13 protein-coding genes and 1 pseudogene are annotated in these 12,954 nt (G+C 72.6%); 8 read left to right on the plus strand and 6 right to left on the minus strand.

What is annotated here, in order from left to right; all coding sequences use genetic code 11:
- The first annotated feature begins 79 nt into the window (after window positions 1-79).
- From ABD332_RS52980 to ABD332_RS52990, 3 genes are all read left to right on the plus strand, one after another.
- Entirely contained in the window at window positions 80-460 is a 381-nt protein-coding gene (locus tag ABD332_RS52980) for a hypothetical protein (RefSeq protein WP_344513526.1), read from the plus strand.
- A gap of 353 nt (window positions 461-813) precedes the next feature.
- Window positions 814-2,724: a CHASE3 domain-containing protein gene (locus ABD332_RS52985; RefSeq protein ID WP_344513527.1), complete on the plus strand. Its 1,911-nt coding sequence runs from the start codon at window positions 814-816 to the stop codon at window positions 2,722-2,724.
- 94 nt (window positions 2,725-2,818) lie between these two features.
- The gene (locus ABD332_RS52990) at window positions 2,819-3,802 is read left to right on the plus strand and encodes an alpha/beta fold hydrolase (RefSeq protein ID WP_344513529.1); all 984 of its coding nucleotides are present in this window, start codon (window positions 2,819-2,821) and stop codon (window positions 3,800-3,802) included.
- Between the two features lie 14 nt (window positions 3,803-3,816).
- Here ABD332_RS52990 and ABD332_RS52995 read toward each other — a convergent pair whose 3' ends face one another.
- The 4 genes from ABD332_RS52995 to ABD332_RS53010 all read right to left on the minus strand — a co-directional run bounded on the left by ABD332_RS52995 (window position 3,817) and on the right by ABD332_RS53010 (window position 6,986).
- Window positions 3,817-4,095, minus strand: a complete 279-nt coding sequence (locus ABD332_RS52995; RefSeq protein ID WP_344513531.1) for a hypothetical protein — start codon at window positions 4,093-4,095, stop codon at window positions 3,817-3,819.
- Window positions 4,092-5,216: an ARPP-2 domain-containing protein gene (locus ABD332_RS53000; protein WP_344513533.1), complete on the minus strand. Its 1,125-nt coding sequence runs from the start codon at window positions 5,214-5,216 to the stop codon at window positions 4,092-4,094. Before ABD332_RS53000 ends, ABD332_RS52995 begins: the two co-directional genes overlap by 4 nt.
- Complete coding sequence (locus tag ABD332_RS53005) at window positions 5,213-6,631, minus strand: hypothetical protein (RefSeq protein WP_344513535.1); 1,419 nt, start codon at window positions 6,629-6,631, stop codon at window positions 5,213-5,215. The genes ABD332_RS53000 and ABD332_RS53005 overlap by 4 nt, the downstream gene beginning before the upstream one ends.
- A gap of 154 nt (window positions 6,632-6,785) precedes the next feature.
- The gene (locus ABD332_RS53010; RefSeq protein WP_344513537.1) at window positions 6,786-6,986 is read right to left on the minus strand and encodes a hypothetical protein; all 201 of its coding nucleotides are present in this window, start codon (window positions 6,984-6,986) and stop codon (window positions 6,786-6,788) included.
- 55 nt (window positions 6,987-7,041) lie between these two features.
- On the opposite strand from ABD332_RS53010, the gene ABD332_RS53015 reads away from it, so the two are divergent.
- Window positions 7,042-7,599 (plus strand): hypothetical protein, encoded by a 558-nt coding sequence (locus tag ABD332_RS53015; RefSeq protein WP_344513539.1) that lies wholly within the window; start codon window positions 7,042-7,044, stop codon window positions 7,597-7,599.
- Complete coding sequence (locus ABD332_RS53020; RefSeq protein ID WP_344513541.1) at window positions 7,593-8,600, plus strand: TrmH family RNA methyltransferase; 1,008 nt, start codon at window positions 7,593-7,595, stop codon at window positions 8,598-8,600. Before ABD332_RS53015 ends, ABD332_RS53020 begins: the two co-directional genes overlap by 7 nt.
- Window positions 8,601-8,641: 41 nt before the next feature.
- Here ABD332_RS53020 and ABD332_RS53025 read toward each other — a convergent pair whose 3' ends face one another.
- Both ABD332_RS53025 and ABD332_RS53030 read right to left on the minus strand, forming a co-directional pair.
- Entirely contained in the window at window positions 8,642-9,604 is a 963-nt protein-coding gene (locus tag ABD332_RS53025) for an NADP-dependent oxidoreductase (RefSeq protein WP_344513543.1), read from the minus strand.
- Between the two features lie 14 nt (window positions 9,605-9,618).
- On the minus strand, window positions 9,619-9,774 hold the full coding sequence (locus ABD332_RS53030) for a hypothetical protein (RefSeq protein WP_344513545.1): 156 nt from the start codon (window positions 9,772-9,774) through the stop codon (window positions 9,619-9,621).
- A gap of 803 nt (window positions 9,775-10,577) precedes the next feature.
- Here ABD332_RS53030 and ABD332_RS53035 point away from each other — a divergent pair.
- The 3 genes and pseudogenes from ABD332_RS53035 (at window position 10,578) to ABD332_RS53045 (ending at window position 12,882) form a co-directional block, all read left to right on the plus strand.
- Window positions 10,578-11,882 (plus strand): epoxide hydrolase family protein, encoded by a 1,305-nt coding sequence (locus tag ABD332_RS53035; RefSeq protein ID WP_344513547.1) that lies wholly within the window; start codon window positions 10,578-10,580, stop codon window positions 11,880-11,882.
- A gap of 30 nt (window positions 11,883-11,912) precedes the next feature.
- A pseudogene (locus ABD332_RS53040) lies at window positions 11,913-12,305 on the plus strand (enoyl-CoA hydratase/isomerase family protein); the annotation flags it as partial.
- A gap of 37 nt (window positions 12,306-12,342) precedes the next feature.
- Window positions 12,343-12,882, plus strand: coding sequence for a DUF302 domain-containing protein (locus ABD332_RS53045; RefSeq protein ID WP_344513549.1), 540 nt, complete (start codon window positions 12,343-12,345; stop codon window positions 12,880-12,882).
- Window positions 12,883-12,954: the final 72 nt, after the last annotated feature.

Genomic DNA, 12,954 nt, shown 5'->3' on the forward strand with positions numbered 1-12,954 from the left:
CCGGTCCGTAGAGTTCAGCGCCACAATGACCGTAAACTGCGACATCGGCCAACCCGCAACGGCTCAGGGACGCGAGGTCATGGCAGACACTGGCGCATACGGCGAAGCCGATCTTCTCATCGCCGATGACGAGATGCGGGTGTGGATCTGTCCGGTCATCGCCCTGGGAGAGACGCTGCTCGTGTCCCTGATGGTCGAAGGTGCCGACCCGCTCAGCTTGACAGCCCCGGGAGCCAGGCCGACCGTCGCATTGGCCGCCCGGCTGCCGGGGGAACGCTGGACGGAATGTCGAAGCACCGCCAACGGCGGCGGCACCGCCGACACAGCAATGATTCGGTACGCGACGTTTCAACGCCCGTCACGCGAATCCATCACCCAGGTCCGGGTGGACGTGCGATTCCAAGGAGCCAGCGTCACCCGCACAATGACGCTCCACAGCTCAGACCCGCATCCTCGATAGCTGCAGCATGCCGTGTCCGCTGGCAGCGGACCTGCACGTTGGCCGATACGGCCAGGCAGCAATACCAGTTCCCGGCATCCCGCCACCAGGCCCATAGCGACGTCAATCGCCTCGGTACGACACTAAATAGCAGCATTTGCGGCAGTACGCTTGATCCGAGCAGGACTGTCTTAGCTCGACAGTGCGATGTCATCGCCTCCCAGCTGGCGCATTTCCCGTCCCGGCGGCGGTGTGCTGGATGGAGATCTGCGGTGAAGGTACACAGGTGGGGTTTCGGGCATCGGCCGTCCTGGTCGGGACTCCTCGGCGCCGGGCTCACCCGCCAGGTGGTCGGGCTGTGCACGGTGTTCGCGGTGGCGTTGAGCGCGATCCTGGCCGTGATGCTGACCGCGGTGGCGAAGCTGGATCAGGAGGTTCGATCGGCACGCAGCTCGCAGGCCGCGCTCATCAGCGCTGGGCAGCTGCAGTCCTCCGTGCTCGCGGTGGCGAGCGCTGAACGCGGCTACATCATCACCCACGATCCACGGTTCATGCAGTCGTGGGAACAGGCTCGCACGGCGATCCCGCAACAGACCACCCAACTCGCCGGCTCCGTCCTGGGAGATCCGCGGCAGCAGGCCCGCGTCCAGCTCCTCAACCAGGAGATCACCGCGTACATGAGTGAGGAGTCCGCACCGGTGGTGGTCGGGGTCCACCCCGGCGGCCCAGCGTCTGACCCGGTCCATCTGGTCGACAGCCAGCAGCGTCTCGATGAGATCCATACCGGATTCGCGCAGTTCCACGCCATCGAGTTGCGGGCCGCGGCCCGACAGGCGGCCGGCGCCGACGTTGCCACCGTGTGGGCACGGGCCGTGGCCGGCGCCGGCCTGGCCGGCTCCGTGCTTGTCATGCTGATGTTCGCAACGCTCGTGAACCGCGGGATCGTTCGACCGGTGCGCGCGGCGGCCGGGATGGCCGATCAATTGGCCGGCGGCGCCCTGTCCACCCGGATGCCTGAAGACGGTCCGCACGAGATCGGCAGCCTGCAACGTTCGTTCAACACCATGGCCACGTCGTTGGAAAGCCACCGTGACGACCTCAACCGGTTTGTGGCCGAGCAGCGCGCCCTGCGGCGGATCGCGACCCTGGTGGCCCGCGCATCGCCGCCGCAGACCGTGTTCAGCGCGGTCACCGACGAGGTCAGAGAACTCCTGGGAGCCGACCTGACGATGCTGTTGCGGTACGAGCTGGACGGTGCGGCGACCGTCGTCGCGGCGTGCAGCCCGCATGACATACCCGTGGCGGTCGGCACCCGCACGATCCTGCCACCGCACGGAGCAGCCGTGCATGTCTACACCGAACAGCGGCCATGCTGGACCCGCGTCGGCGAGGGAACCTGCGTCGCCGACCCGTTCCTGTCCCAGTACGGGATCAAGGTTTCCGTGGGCGCGCCCATCGTGGTCCAGGGCAACCTGTGGGGGGTGCTGATCGTCATGGCCTCAAGCGACGAACAGCTGAGTCCGGACGATGCCCCGCGGACCGCAGCGTTCACCGATCTCGCCGGCCTGGCCGTCGCGAACCTCCAGGCCCGCGCCGACCTGGCTGCCGCGAGCGTCCGCATCGTCGAAGCCAGCGACCAGGCCCGCCGCAAGGTCGAGCGCGACCTGCATGACGGCACCCAGCAACGGCTCCTCGCGCTTCTCCTGGGTTTGCGCCAGCTCCAGGCGCGGACAACCGCCGAGCCACCGGGGCTGGCCGACGAGCTCGCGACGATCAACGCCGACCTGGCTGGCACCCTCGACGAGCTCCGGGAACTCTCCCACGGCATCCACCCGGCGATCCTGACCGAACGTGGCCTCGAATCCGCCCTCAAGACCCTGACGCGCCGCTCACCGGTGCCTGCCGAACTGCACATCCACCTACCGTCCCGGCTCCCGCCCAACATTGAGACCGGTGCGTATTACATCATCGCCGAAGCGTTCACCAACACCGCCAAACACGCGAGCGCCTCATACGTGTGCGTCACCGTCACGGCCGACGCACACACCCTGCGGCTGCGCATCGAAGACGACGGCGTCGGCGGAGCGGACCCGAGCGCCGGCTCCGGCATCCGCGGCCTCGACGACCGGGTGACCGCCCTCGGTGGCAGCAGCCGGCTCACCAGTCCACCCGGCCAGGGCACGACGCTGCGGTTCACCATCCCGCTCGAACTGACAACCGTCGACAACCCCACCCAGACTCGCCGACCGCCTCCCGGGACCGCACCCGGCGCGAACGGCGAGTGACCGGACATCGATCTGGGTACCTGCTGAAACCACGCCCGAGCCGCAGCTGAGCCAGCACGCCTACCACCAGCTCAACCAGGTCGGCCTGCACCTGGTGCACTGGGTCAACCACATCAACCGGCTCCTGTCCGCCGACCTCGCCGCCGTCCGCCGCCACGACCAGCGCCACCGCGCCCAGTTGCACGAGCTCACCACCCGCATCGAGGCGACCCGGCAGCGCGCCGACCGGCTGCAGTCGTGCGCCCGCGAGGCCGCCACGCTGCCCAGGCAGCGCACCCGCTGCGCAGGTCCGCACCCTGCCTATGCTGGCACCATGTTCTCCAACGCGGACCTGCCGCTGTACTACGAATGGCACGGCGAGGCCCGCGCGGACCGCCGGCCGCTGCTGCTCATCCACGGCGGCGGGTCCACGATCGAGTCGAACTGGGGCCGGCTCATCCCGCTGCTGCGCGACTCCCGCCGCCTGCTCGCCGTCGAGCTGCAGGGGCACGGCCGGACCGGCGCGGGCGAGGGGCCTGCGTCGTTCGAGCGTTCCGCCGACGGCGTCGCCGCGCTGCTGGCGGAGCTGGGCGTGGGGCCGGTCGACGTGCTCGGCTTCAGCAACGGCGGCCAGGTCGCCATGCAGCTCGCCGCGCGCCACCCGGCGGCGGCCGGCCGCCTCGTCGTGGCGTCGGCGCCGTTCCGCCGCGACGGCATGATCGACGGCTTCTGGGAGGGCATGGCCGGTGCGACGTTCGAGCACCTGCCGCAGGTGTACCGCGACGCCGACCTCGCGGTCAGCGGCGACCCGGCCCACGCCGAGCGGATGTTCGATCTGGACCACGAGCTGATGCTCACCGGATTCACCGACTGGCCCGACGCCCTGCCCGCCGCGATCGCCGCGCCGACCCTGGTCGTCGTCGCCGACCGGGACGTGGTGCGGGTCGAGCACGCCGCGCGCCTGGCCGCCCTGATCCCCGGCGCCCGCCTGCTGGTCGTCCCCGGCAACCACGGCGACTACCTGGGCGAGCTGGCCGCGGCGAGCGACCCGGGCCCGCTGCGCCGCACACTGCCCTTCATCGAGGACTTCCTGGCCTGACGCGCCGCTGGCGCCTACTCCCCCGCGACGGCGGTGTCGAAGCGGCCGGCCAGCTCAAGAAACGCGTCCCCCCAGCCGCTGGAGATCGCGACCTCCTGGATGGGACCGGTCGGCGCGAAGAGGATCGACAGCCCCACGGGTGTACCGCCGGCCAGGACCGCGGCCATCGCATTGTCGAACTCCTCGACGGCGGCCGCCGAGTCCACAAAGGACGACCAGGTGAAGTCGTTGCCGGGCCGGGCCAGCAGCGCCCGCGCCGCCTCGAGCACCCGCACCAGCTCGACACGGCTCACGACGCCTGCCCGGCGCGGCAGGCGTCGAGGATGTCCGGGCGCAGCAGGTGGCCGAAGCCGGCCCGGTCCAGCCGCTGCACCAGGCCCGGCCGGTCGGTGCCCAACGCGGCGGCGGTCGCGTCCAGGTCCCATCCGGTGGCGGCGAGCCGGGACAGCAGGTGCCCGCGGCGGGTCTGTGCCGCGGACAGCCGGAACGTCTTGAGGTACGCGACGGTGCCGTGCTCGTCGGTGATGACCTCGCCGATGTGGTTGTCCAGTGCCGGATCGAACGGTGGCAGGAACCGCGACAGCGTGAAGCGGCCCATGCGGTACACCGGCCGCGTCGTCCCGGCCGTCACCGTGAACATGGTGTCGTCGTGGAACGCCGACCACTGCGCCGCGACCCGGGACAACTCGGCCTGCAGATCGTCCACGGTGGACACCGCGGCGGCGTCGAGCGGCTGGTGGAAGTCCGGCACGGCCGGGAAGAGGTGCGCGTACTGGTACAGCAGCTCACCGTAGAAGTCGCGCAGGAGCGTCGGGTGCAGGGCGCGGTAGTCGGCCGGGTGCGGCACGGCGAAGACCGCGGCGAGCGCGTCGGCGAGGTACACCACCACGCCGCACTGCGTGGGGTGGATCTCGAAGATGCGCAGGGCGTCGTCGAGGCCGGTGATCGAGGCGCCGCAGTAGGCCTCCTCGACCCGCGGCGACAGGCCGTGCGTGACGGCCCGGTGGGTCCACTCCTGCCAGGCGATCGGCGGCCCGCCGAACTGCAGGTCCAGGAAGCCTTCCAGGGCCAGGTGCAGCGGCAGGAAGCGCAGGCGGCGGCGGTCCTCGCGGCGGGCGAGCCGGCGGCGGAACCGCAGCCCGATCGCCCGCGGCAGGCCCGGCTCCCGCGGGTCGATCAACTGAGTGCCGTACGCGGCGGCGGGTGAGCCGTCGGACGTCCACGTCGCGACGAACGCGTGCGGCACGTACGCGACGTAGGCCTCCCGCGGCGACAGCTCCACCACGGACAGTTCGTCCTCGTCGTGCAGCCGGGCGTGCAGCCGCAGGTCGGTGACCGGCTCGTCGCGCAGCAGCGGTACGAGCCGCACCGCGCCCCACGTCTGGGCGGGGCCGGCCCGCAGACCGGCGATCATCGCAGGAATCCTTCCACCAGATCGTCCAGGTACGCGCGCAGCTGCGCGAAGGTCGCCGTCCCGGTGGAGAACCGGGCCAGCTCGACCAGGGCCGCGGCGTCCTCCGCGTCGCGGACCCCGACCGTCGCGACCGTCGGCGCGAGGCGACGCACGTCGAACGCCTCGCCGTCGTACACCGGGTTGAGGTGCACGATCGACGTGTGGCCGGCCGGGTCGAGGCGCTCCCGCCACACCCGCAGCACCTCCGCGGCCTGCCCGGGCGGCGCGTTGTCCCAGCCGTCGGAGACCACGACGAGCCGGTCGGGGCGCAGCCGCAGCCCGTCGAGGAGCCGCTGGCCCAGCGGTGTCGCCCCGATCGGGTGCACCAGCAGCGGGTCGCCGGTGTGCGCGAGCCAGACCGTGTGGTGCCGCGTGGCGAGCGCCTCCAGCAGGTAGTGCATGGCCAGGGCGACCGCGAGGGGCCGGCGCCGCTTCACGCCGGAGCCGGCGGCGGAGTAGCTGTCGTCCAGCACACCGACGACGGTGCCCCAGGTGCCGGCCCGGCGTCCGGCCGCGCGCCGGGCGGCCGAGCGCAGCGCCGCGGTCAGCTCGTCGCGGCGGCGGGCACGCTCCGGCCGCGGCAGGGACAGCACGTAGACGGCGAGGCGGGTCAGCGGGGTCCGGTGGAGGTCGACCTCGACCCGTACGGGGGCCTTGCGACCGGCCCGGGTGGCGGTGTCCTGCAGCCGTAGCCGCTCCAGCCCGGTCAGCTGCGGGCCCACCTGCCGCAGCAGCCGGGCCCGGTCGATGCGGTGCATGGCGGCGAAGCCCTCCGCGACCGTGTACGGCAGGTCGAACACGGCACGCTGCTCGTAGTGCGCCCGCCGCCACGTCTCCAGGATCGGGGTGGCGTAGCGCTTGGGCCGCCGCCAGTCGAACAGCATCGTGCCGACCTCGTCGGGCAGCCGCACGTGCGTGTGCCGGACGGCGCCGGCCAGGTGGCGCCGGTACTTGACGGCGTCGAAGGCGATGTCGGGCCGGCCCGCGACCCAGTCCCGCACGATCGCTCGGGTCCGCCGGTTGTTGATGCCTTCCGCCCGCAGGGTGCGCAGGATGCGGTACACGCGCTGCGGCGGCAGCGTCCGCAGCCGCGCGGCGATCAGGGCGCCTTCCAGCTTCCGTCGTGGCAGCGGTACCTCCTGCGCCGTGCGCAACAGGTTGAGCACGACGAGCCCGGCGTTGAAGTCGTTGACATCCAGGGCGAGCGTGGCGGCGTACAGCTCACGGTAGTTGACGAGCACGTACTCGTGCAGGAACGCCAGTGACAGCCGCTGCTGCGCGGCGCCGGCGTGGAACTCCCGTTGCCCGGTGGACGTGACCGCGGCGTTGACGAACATGACGACGTCCTCGCACGCGACCCGCTCGGCCAGGTCCACGGCCCCTCCCCCACGTTGTCGAGGGCCGGTCGGGGAGTTCGCCGCGCGAACTGCGAAGCATCGCTTCAGAGGCGGGTTCCGGAAGTCGCACAGACAGTCCCGCGACCGGCCCCGGCCAGGATAACGTCACGTTCGCCCGGCCCGCGCGCCAGTTTCATCGCCGGCCGGGCCGGCCGGCGCGCTTCGTCGGGGTCAGCCGGCGGGGATCCGCGGGGTCACGGCGCGGGCGGGGCGGTGCGGCGCTGCTGTGGCGCCAGTCGGGGTCGGCGGTGTCGATGGCACCGTCGAGGGTCTCGTCCTTGGAGGCGACGTGGTTGTACAGCGGCTGTGCGCGGACCGGTGGCCTGGACGGCACGGAAACCGGTGGTGTGCGGCGGGGCCGGCTGCTATCAAGGTCCCCGTGATCGCCCTTGAGCCGTAGCCTGCGCACCGACCCGTACCCGATCCGCGCCGCCCGGCGCGCCGGCGCTTCCGTGCCCGTGCGGGTGTGCCGGCCGCGACCGGGGTTCGTTCACCCGGCCGGCGCCGACGACGTCGTTCGGGTCCTGACCTTCTTCGGGCCGGCGGCCGCGTACGGGCTGCGCGGCGTCGAGTTGCGGCAGTGCCCGGCAGCATCTGCCGGGCCGGCGGTCGCGGTGCTGCGGGTGCCCGGGGTGGTGCTGCTGTTCGAGCAGCCCGCGCCGCCGTGGGTACTGCCGGGCCGGCTCACCGATGCCGCCGCAGCGCGGCTGGAGCGTGCCGGTGCCCGGGTGATGGCTGGTCCGGCCGGCACGCTGGTGGACTGGCCGTCGGAGGAGGCGCTGCGCGACTTCGTGCTCTTCGACGGGCTCATGCACGAGATCGGCCACCACCGGATCCAGCACGCGGCGCGCCGACGGCACACCCGCGCGATGCGTACCGCCGACCATGAGCGCCGCGCGGACGCGTTCGCCGCGCGGGCACGGGCCGCCTGGGCGGCGCGGTGGTGAGCCCACGCGCCCGCCTGGTCGGCGACGGTGTGGAGAACCCCGCCAACGCGCTGGCGCTCGCCGAGGCCGCGCGGATGTTCGCGGTGCCGTGCGTGTTCCGCGACAGCCGCGGCCTCGCCGGGCACGTCCCGGACCTGTCCACTGTCGACACTGAGGCGCTGCTCGGCGGCGCGGACCCGGTCGTGGCCGTGGACAACGCACCGGGAGCGGAGTCGGTGTACCGCGCCGGAACAGTCCACGGTGGAGCGTCCATCGTGGTCGGCAACGAACGCCGTGGCATCCGCCCGGACGTCCTGCGCGCCGCCGCGAAGACGGTGCACATCCCGATGCCGGGCCGGGGCGTGAACACGCTCAACGTCGCCACCGCCGCGGCCGTGGCGCTGTACTACCTTCTCGACGCGGACGGCCGTCGCCGCCCCCGCGCCCCGCGGCCCGAGTCGCACCGTCCGGCGCTGCTGCTGGCCGCCCCGCGGGACCACGTGGAGGCCGGCAGCACGCTGCGTTCCGCGGCGGCGTTCGGATGGCAGAGCGTGACGCTCGACGACCGCGAGAAAGTGTGGTTCGGCACGCCGCGCCCGGTTCGCAACGAGGCCCGCGCCGCCGCGCGCAGCCACCGCAACCCGCTGCGGGTCGTGCCGGCCGGCGACGCCTGGTCCCCGCCACCCGGCGGCCGGGTCGTCGTGTGCGGACCTGACGTCGACGGACCGCCCCTGCACCGCACCGAGCTGACCGGCCCGGGCACCACGCTGGTCATCCCGGACGGTGACGGCTGGGAACCCGTGCCCGGCGCCGAGTTCGCCCGCGTCACCACGCCCGGCAACGTCGGCCGGTACCGACTCCTCACCGGCATCGTGCTCGCCGAGGCGGCCCGGCAGCTCGGCGCCCGCACCGGCGGGGTGCCCCGCCCGCCGCGGCGCGGCCTGTCGTTCGGCAGCGGCGTCGACCTGACCGTGCCGCCGGACGCCGACCTGGTGCAGCCGTGGGAGCTCACCCTGTACTGAGTGCTACCCGCGTGAAGGACGGTGTCTGACCGTCACGCCGGCTACCGGCTCGCGGCCGCCGCGACGTCGATGACGACCTTGCCGCGACGGTGCTCTGTCTCCAGCGAGGTGTAGGCGGCGCGTGTGCCGGCCAGTGGGACGGTGCGGTCCACCATCGGGATGAGCCGTCCCGCCTCCACGAGCTGCGCGATCGTCTGCAGCTGTGCCCGGTCCGGCTCGACCACGAAGAAGGCGGCCCGTACCCCGTGCGCGGCGGCTCGCTCGGCGTCCGGCGGGGCGGCGACGCTCACCAGTACACCGCCGGGCCGCAGGACGCCCCACGACCGGTCCTGCATGTCGCCTCCGACCAGGTCGAGGACCACGTCGACGGCGGCGACGCGGTCCTCGAAGCGTTCGGTGGCGTAGTCGACGACCGCGGCGGCGCCGAGCTCGGTGACGAAGTGCCGGTCTCGCCCGGCGGCGGTGGCGGTGACCGTGGCGCCCAGGCTCACCGCGATCTGCACCGCGAGTGACCCCACCCCGCCGGCCGCGCCGTGGACGAGCACGTGCTGGCCGGGCCGGACGGATGCGTGGCCGACCAGCGCCTGCCAGGCGGTGAGCGCGGGCATGGGCACGGCGGCGGCCGCGACGTGATCGACGGTCGTGGGCTTGGCCGCGAGGACGTCGGCCGGCACCGTGACGTACTCGGCGGCGGCGCCGTCGCGGACGAACGGGATGAGACCGTAGACCTCCTCGCCGGGGGCCGGCTCGGTGACGCCCGGACCGCGGGTGGTCACCACCCCGGACAGCTCGTGCGCGGGGATGATCGGGGTCCGGTCGCGGCCGCCCGGACCGGTCCGGTCGGTCCATGTGGCGTTCCACGAGAGTTCGCCGGGGGTGATCGCGGCGGCCTGCACGGCGACCAGCACCTCGCCCGCCCGCGGTTGCGGGCGTGGAGCGGTCTCGTCCACGAGCTGCTCCGGGCCTCCACGCCGATGGGCGCGTACCGCTCGCATGGTGTGCATCGGCGTCTCCGTCGTCACGGGCTGCGGGTGGGCCGCGGCGCGGCGGCCGTGCCGATCCCGAGCAGCGGCAGCACCACCTCGGCGAGGTTCGCCGCCTGCATCGGCGTCTCGGCCGACACCAGCAGGGCCACCCGGCGTGCCGGACCGGCCCGGCTCGGGCCGTCATCCATCGCGTGTCCGATCCACGAGGGCTCTGGCTGCCCAGTCCGGCGAGGGCCAAACCAGGCGACGCTCCGTCACGTCGTCGCGAAGATCGGATGGATGCCGGCATGCCGGCCCGCTGGGCCAGGTTTCGGCGGTGGGTAGGTGTCGTGCTCGAGGTAGTAGCGGCCGCGTCGACGTCCACGGCGGCGACCCGGCCGGCCAGGGCGCGGCCGAGCAGGTGCCCCGCGCCGCGGACCACGGTGGCCGCGACCGGTCGCCCGCCCGCAGCCGCGCCACGACCTCGGTCAGCGGCGGTGTGCCAATGGCCCGGTGCCGCCCGTACACCGCGGCAATGGCAGGGCCCGAGACCGCTGCCTCGAGGTGGTCCAGCTGGCCGCAGCCATACGGGATCGAGCCGCGCACGGGGACGAGCAGGTGCGCCAGCTCGCCGGCGCCGGCGTGCGGTCCAGCCACCGCGGTGCCGTGCCGAGCAGGGCGCGGTCGGACATCCGGCTTTGGCCTACAAGCATCGGCCGGCCCGACGGCGAGCGCCGGATCAGCGGAACCAGACGAACCCAGACACCGGACCCCCTCACGAACGCTGTGCACGGCGACGCCGGCCGGCCCTGTTCACAGCAGATCGTCGGCGCGAGTGCGGTGAACAGTTGTCGGCTCTGCCCGCCTCCTGGAGGTCATTCGGATCGGCCGAGGCCGGCTCACCCGGTCCGGCAGGAAGCTGCAACGAAACGACGAGAAGACGCCGAGGAGCCTGCGCCATGCCCGCCGGGCTGAGCGGCGAAGGCAGCGACCCTCGAGAGGTACGCCCAGCATGACCACGATGAAGCAACAGGCCAGCCACGTCGTCCGACCGTTCACCGCGCAGATCGCCGACGAAGTGCTGGAAGACCTGCGGCGACGCGTGGCGGCGACGCGCTGGCCGAGTCCGGAGCTGGTCGACGACCGCTCGCAGGGGGTACAGCTGGCCACGATGCGGGCGCTGTGCCGGTACTGGAGCACCGACTATGACCGACGGCGGGTCGAATCCCGGCTGAACGTGCTGCCGCAGTTCACCACCGAGATCGACGGCATGGCCATCCACTTCGTACACGTCCGGTCCCGGCACGAGGACGCGCTGCCATTGATCATGACCCACGGCTGGCCCGGCTCGGTCATCGAGATGCTCGACGCCGTCGACCCGCTCACCGACCCCACCGCCCACGGCGGCACCGCCGAGGACGCGTTCCACCTGGTGCTGCCGTCACTGCCCGGGTACGGCTTCTCCGGCGAGCCGGCCGAGGTCGGGTGGGATCTCGTCCGGACCGCGCGCGCCTGGTCAGAGCTCATGGCCCGGCTGGGCTACGACCGCTACGTCGCCCAGGGCGGCGACGTCGGCGCCGGCGTCACCGACGCAATGGGTCGTCTCGGCCCCGACGGGCTGGCCGGCATCCACACCAACCTGCTCGTGCCGGCGCTCAACGATCCGGCGTCGCTGCCCGCCGACGGCGACGCGGAACACGCCGCCCTGGCCGCGATCACGACCTTCCAGACGAGCGGGAACGGCTACTTCGTGGAGATGGCCACCCGGCCGCAGACCATCGGGTACGCGCTGATGGACTCACCGGCCGCGCTGGCCGCCTGGATGCTCGACCACGACACCGACGCCTACAACAAGATCACCCGCGCGTTCGTCGACGGTCAACCCTCGGGCAACCTCACCCGCGACCACATCCTCGACAACATCACGGCCTACTGGCTGACCGGCACCGGGGCGTCCGCCGCCAGATCGTACTGGGAAGCCTACGGGCCGGACGCGCCGTCCGCGGGCAGCCAGCCACTCCCACCACCCCGAGTCCCCGTCGGCTTCAGCACGTTCCCCGGCGAGATCTGGCGGACACCGCGCAGCTGGGCCGAGACCTCCTACCCCACGCTCACCTACTTCGGCGAGGCCGAACGGGGCGGCCATTTCGCCGCCTGGGAGGAGCCGGAACTGTTCGCGGCGGAGCTGCGGGCCGCGTTCCGTCCGCTGCGGGAACCGCAGCGGACGGAACGCGGCGCTGACCTGCCAGAGCTGGTCACGGCACGAACGGGCGTCCCGGACACCGCGCCGGGGCCAAGTCCTGAGAGGAGCCGGTGATGACACAGCCGTACCGGCGCCGGCGCGACCCCGGGCGCGGGAGGCGTGCAGCACCTGGCCCGGCTGCTCGGGCGGGGCCGGGCCATGGAAGCGATCCTCGGCGCGGCCGACTTCGACGGTGACCAGGCCGAACGCTACGGCTGGGTCAACCGCGCGCTACCCGACACTGAGCTAGACGCGTTCGTCGCACGGCTCGCGCGGCGGATCGCGTCGTTCCCGGCCGAGGCGGTGCGATCCGCCAAGCGCGCCATCAACGAGCTGACCCTGCCCGGCGCGGACGCTATCCGCGCCGACGCCCGGCGATTCCAGCAGCTGGTCCGCTCGGACGCGGCCAAGCAGCGGACCGCCGCCCTGTTCGCGCAAGGGCTGCAAACCCGTGGCCCGCTCGAACACCACCTCGGCGAACGCCTCGGAGCCCTCTGACCCGGGGCCGGAGTAGCACTCGAAGAAAGCGAGATCGATGGCAAACGAACACGTCCTCGACATCCCCGTTCGCCGCTACGTCATCGAAAGCGAACGGTCGTTCCCAACCGTGCTGGGCGGTATCCTCGGCGGCATCGGCCAGCCTGACGTCACGTCGCTGCTCGCCGACCTCGAGGCGAGCACCTCGTACGAGCAGTTCAGCGCTCTCGTCCGGCAGGCGCAGGGCACTGCCGGACTCTTCCGGTTCTGGCAGCTGAATCTCGACGTCGCGCTGACCCTCGACCCGCTGGTACACCGGCAGACCAGCCGCCGCCTGGTCCGGCTGATCGCCGGCAATCCGGTCACCATGGGTGAAATGACGAGGCATGTCGCCGACGCCGGCTCGTACGCACCGGTCACCGTCCTGATCGAGGAACTGCCCGATGGCGGAACCCGGGTCGCCTACGACTCGGTCGCGAGCGCGATCGCTCCCTACCACAACGCCGCCGCGTCCACGGTCGCCGAGCATCTCGACGCCGAGGTGCTCACGCTCCTGCGGAAAGCGACCGGCGTGCCGGCATCGACGACCACCGCATAGAACCGATGGGACCCGGATGTGATACGACGTCGCGCAGGCCGTCATCGGTTTGAAACGGACGTCAGGCGAACG

The sequence above is a fragment of the Dactylosporangium maewongense genome (assembly GCF_039531485.1).
GTDB lineage: Bacteria > Actinomycetota > Actinomycetes > Mycobacteriales > Micromonosporaceae > Dactylosporangium > Dactylosporangium maewongense.